The organism is Micromonospora sp. D75, from assembly GCF_018070405.1.
GTDB classification, from domain to species: Bacteria; Actinomycetota; Actinomycetes; order Mycobacteriales; family Micromonosporaceae; genus Micromonospora; species Micromonospora chalcea.
In genome coordinates, this window is the sequence record NZ_JAGPXV010000645.1 from 1 (window position 1) to 3,323 (window position 3,323).

Genomic DNA, 3,323 nt, shown 5'->3' on the forward strand with positions numbered 1-3,323 from the left:
CGTGCCCGGCCGCGGTTCGCCGCGACACCGGTCGTCTCTCCACCAGGACCGTGCTGGGTTACCCCGCCCCACGGGCTTCATCCGTCGCCCGTTGGGCTGAGCGGCCACCGCCCACCGCCGTGAGCGGCCGTTCAGCGAGCCGGGCCGTGCTTCCGGCGCACCGGACCCGTCCGGCCGTCGTGCCGGCGGTGCGCCGCGGCGCAGCATGACGGCATGGGCGCGTATCGATCAGCGTACGAGCGGAGCATCGCCGACCCGGCCGGTTTCTGGCGGGACGCGGCGGCCGACATCGACTGGGTCATCCCGCCGGAGCACATCCTCGACGAGGAGGCGGCGCCGCTGTACCGCTGGTTCCCCGACGGGGTGCTGAACACCTGTCACAACGCGCTGGACCGGCACGTCACCGCCGGGCGTGGCGACCAGCCCGCGTTGATCCACGACAGCCCGGTGACCGGCACGGTCCGCACGCTCACCTACGCCGAACTGCTCGCCGAGACCGCCCGGTTCGCCGGTGCGCTGCGCCGGCTCGGCGTCGGCCGGGGCGACCGGGTGCTGCTCTACCTGGCGATGGTCCCGGAGGCGGTGATCGCCATGCTGGCCTGCGCCCGGATCGGCGCGGTGCACTCGGTGGTATTCGGCGGCTTCGCCGCGCACGAGCTGGCCGTCCGGATCGACGACGCGCGGCCGAAGGTGGTGGTGGCGACCTCCTGCGGCATCGAGGCCGACCGGGTGGTGCCGTACCACCCGATCCTGGCCGCCGCGCTGGACGAGGCCGGGCACGCGCCGGAGCGCTGCGTGGTGGTGCAGCGCCCGCAGGAACCGGCTCCGCTGGTGCCGGGCCGCGACCTGACCTGGGCCGAGGTGATGGCGGACGCGGAACCGGCGCCGTGCGAGCCGGTGGCCGCCACGGACCCGCTCTACGTCCTCTACACCTCCGGCACCACCGGCCGGCCCAAGGGCGTGGTGCGGGACAACGGCGGGCACGCGGTGGCGTTGCGCTGGTCGATGCGCAACGTCTACGGCATCGAGCCGGGCGAGGTCTTCTGGGCCGCCTCCGACGTGGGCTGGGTGGTCGGCCACTCCTACATCGTGTACGCGCCGCTGCTCACCGGCGCGACCACCGTGCTCTACGAGGGCAAGCCGGTCGGCACCCCCGACGCCGGGGCGTTCTGGCGGGTCGCCGCCGAGCACCGGGTGGCCGCCCTGTTCACCGCGCCCACCGCGATCCGGGCGATCCGCCGCCAGGACCCGGACGGCGCGCACATCGACCGGTACGACCTGAGCGCGCTGCGTACCCTCTTCCTCGCCGGTGAGCGGCTGGACCCGGACACCTGGGCCTGGGCGGGGCAGCGGCTCGGCGTACCCGTGGTCGACAACTGGTGGCAGACGGAGACCGGCTGGCCGGTGGCGGCCAACCCGCGCGGCCTGGAGCCGCTGCCGATCAAGCCGGGGTCGCCGACGGTGCCGGTGCCCGGCTACGACGTGCGCGTGGTCGACGGCGCGGGCCGGGACGTGCCGCCCGGCACGGACGGCTCGATCGTGATCCGGCTGCCGCTGCCGCCCGGCTGCCTGCCCACGCTCTGGGGTGACGACGAGCGGTTCGTCCGCTCCTACCTGTCGACGTTTCCCGGCCACTACCTGACCGGTGACGGCGGCCGGTTCGACGAGGACGGCTACCTGTACGTGATGGGCCGCACCGACGACGTCATAAACGTGGCCGGGCACCGCCTGTCCACCGGCGCGATGGAGGAGGTCCTGGCGACGCACCCGGCGGTGGCCGAGTGCGCGGTGATCGGCGTGGCCGACGCGCTGAAGGGGCAGGTGCCCAGCGGGTACGTGGTGCTCAAGGCCGGCGCCGACGTGGACCCGGACGCGCTCGCCGCCGAACTGGTCGCGCTGGTCCGGCAGCGGATCGGCCCGGTGGCCGCGTTCCGCCGGGTGACAGTGGTGCCGGCGCTGCCCAAGACCCGTTCCGGGAAGATCCTGCGGCGCACCATGCGGGGCCTGGTCGAGGGGCGCGACGAGCCGGTCCCGGCGACCATCGACGACCCGGGCGCGCTGACCGTCTTCCGCGACCTCGGCGCCGCGGACCGGGACGGGCAGGGCTGACGCGGTCCCCGGCCGGACTTCCACCGGCCGGGGACCGCCTGCCCTCAGCGCCGGACCGGGTTGCTCGCCGCGTAGTCGCGGGCGACGCGGACCAGCTCCACCAGGCCGCCGGCGTACTCCTGCGCCTCGCCGTGCGCCTCGTCGAACGGCGGCTGGAAACCGACGCCCTCCCACTGGCCGGTGGCCTCGTTCCACCTGTCGTTGCCGACCTCGAAGTCCCAGGCGAAGATGCCCAGCTCGTAGTAGAGCTGGTCGGCCGAGTTGCCGGCCGCCGAGTAGAGCACGTCGGCGACCGGGCCGGTCTGCGACGGCCAGGTGACGGTGCCGCGCTCGGCCGCGATGGCCCCGACGATGCGCCGGGCGCTGGCCAGGAACAGCGTCGACTCGTCGATCGACGGGCGCGGCAGCGTCACCCGCCCGTCGGCCTTGTACGCCCCGGGCGGCCACATGAAGTAGCCGCCGTACGAGTGCACGTTCATCGCGAACTTGATGTTCGGGTGCGCCTTGGCCAGGTCGATCACGTTGCGGCTCTCCGGCTCGGACAGCTCCGCCGTGCCCGCGTAGTTGCCGGCCAGGCAGTTCGTGCTCGCGCCCACGTACCCGTCGAACAGGGATCCGACCGTGTAGTTCCGGTTGACGTCGACGCCCCACATGTTCCGGTACTTCGGGTCCCGCGCTTCACCGGCGCAGTGGTTGACCAGGTTCTTGCGCTGGAAGTTGTAGTCGTGGAACGAGTAGTTCGCGCCGTCCGGGTTGACCGTCGGGATGACGAACACGTCCACCTGCTCCAGCAGCTTGCGGGTCGCCGCGTCGGTGCGGGCGTTGGCGAGCAGCCGCTCGGCGAACTCCAGCGTGACGAGCGGGGTGGCCCACTCGCGGGCGTGCTCCTGCGAGTACGCCAGCACGCCGATCCGGGAGCCGTCACGGTGCTTGCCGATGCGCAGTGCCTGCACGGTCCACGGCCGGGCCGGCACCTCGGTGCCCTGCAACCCGTCGTCGAGGCGTACCGGCCCGGTGGCCGGCATCGGCAGCCCGGCCGAGCCCTCCTCCACAGTGGCCCGGAAGCGGGCGCCGCGCGGCGCGTTGATCAGGGCGGCGACGTCGTCGGTGGTGCTCGTCACCTTGCCCGCCCGGTCGGTGGCCAGCGAAATCGTGAGCACCCGGTCCCGGTAGCGCATGCTCAGCGGCCGGCTCGGCCGGCCCGGGTCGACGGT

At 73.8% G+C, this 3,323-nt stretch carries 1 protein-coding gene and 1 pseudogene; one reads left to right on the forward strand and one right to left on the reverse strand.

Going from position 1 to position 3,323, the window contains the following annotated elements; genetic code table 11:
• Positions 1-147 precede the first annotated feature (147 nt).
• A pseudogene (locus KBX39_RS27015) lies at positions 148-2,109 on the forward strand (propionyl-CoA synthetase); the annotation flags it as partial.
• Positions 2,110-2,153: 44 nt separating this feature from the next.
• On the opposite strand, the gene KBX39_RS27020 reads toward KBX39_RS27015, so the two are convergent.
• Positions 2,154-3,323, reverse strand: a 1,170-nt coding sequence (locus KBX39_RS27020; RefSeq protein ID WP_282102485.1) for a M14 family zinc carboxypeptidase, incomplete at its 5' end; no start/stop codon positions are given.